Source organism: Candidatus Hydrogenedentota bacterium (assembly GCA_018005585.1).
GTDB lineage: Bacteria > Hydrogenedentota > Hydrogenedentia > Hydrogenedentales > JAGMZX01 > JAGMZX01.
Genome location: JAGMZX010000078.1, coordinates 6,705 through 7,967 on the forward strand (window position 1 = coordinate 6,705; position 1,263 = coordinate 7,967).

Below are 1,263 nucleotides of genomic sequence, written 5' to 3' on the forward strand. Positions count from 1 at the left end.
AGTATTTCCCGTCGGGGTGCCCTGCGCGCAGTTGCGTGCAGGTGGGCCGGCTGCCGCTGGATATCAAGGTCGAAATTGAAGCGGTGGCGCTGGCAGGGAACAGGGAATAGGGAACAGGGAACAGGGAGGCCGCCGCGTGAAGATTATGCGCGCTGTTGTGTTGTTGATGTGTTCGGTGGCGGTGGCGCAGTCGCCCGCCGACTATAACAACCGCGGCATCGAGGCGTATGAGGCGGGCTCTTATGAAGAGGCCGTCACGTGGTTTGAGCGCGCGCTGGACCTGACCCCCGAAAATGACGTGGTCCGCCGCAACCTGTGCAACGCGCGCCAGGGTATCGCCGACCAGCTGGCCCGCGCCGGCGATTTCGCCGCCGCCGCCGCCAACCTGGAACGGGCCATCGCCGCCGACCCGGAGAACCCGTCGCCGCTGGTGCAGATGGGCGTTTACTATCTGCGTCTCGACATGGTGCCCGAGGCTATCCGCCGGCTGGAAGAAGCGATTGAATTGAAACCGGGTCATCTCGATGCCCATGAATTCCTTGGCGAAGCCTACTACCGGGACAACGATTTGCCTTCGGCGCGCGCGCAATGGGATTACGTGCTCGGTATCGAGCCGAACCGGCCTGGCCTGCGCGAACGCTATGAAAAGGCCTTCCGCGAAGAGTCGATTGAGGCGGAATTCAAGAAGACCAACTCGAGCCATTTCAAGCTCAGTGCGCCCCGGGAAATCCCCTACCACGTGCGCAACCGGGTCATGCGCTTGCTCGAGGAGGCCTACCGCGAAATCGGGCGCAAGTTCGGCGGCGAATATCCGCCCGGGCCGATTCAGGTCATTCTGTATGACGCGGACCAGTTCAACGAAGCGACGCAAATGGACGAGCATGTTGGCGCCGTCTATGACGGCAAGATCCGCGCGCCTATGACGGGCAAGGATGGCCAGTGGCTGCCCGATGAAGAATTGCAGCGCCGTCTCACGCACGAGTACGTGCATGTCGTTGCGCGCTTCCTTGCGGGCGAGAATATCCCGTGGTGGTTGAACGAGGGGCTGGCAGAGACGTTCAGCGATGAGCTTGGCGCGGACAAGGTGGAAATGCTCCGCAACGCGCGCGCCGCGGGCGCGCTCTACACGCTCGCCGAACTCGAGCCGAGCCAGCTCAAGGCGCGCAGCCCGGAAACCTTGCGCATCGCTTATCTGCAAGCCCATTTGACGGTCCGGCACCTCTGGGACCGCTTTGGCCAGCGTCGCCTGCGCGATATGATGTC

The 1,263-nt window shown here is 62.9% G+C and carries 2 protein-coding genes; both read left to right on the plus strand.

The window, feature by feature from the left end:
- On the plus strand, positions 1-110 hold a 110-nt coding region (locus KA184_13825; protein MBP8130653.1), incomplete at its 5' end, for a reactive intermediate/imine deaminase.
- Between the two features lie 26 nt (positions 111-136).
- Positions 137-1,263 (plus strand): tetratricopeptide repeat protein (locus KA184_13830; GenBank protein ID MBP8130654.1); only part of this gene is annotated, 1,127 nt, incomplete at its 3' end.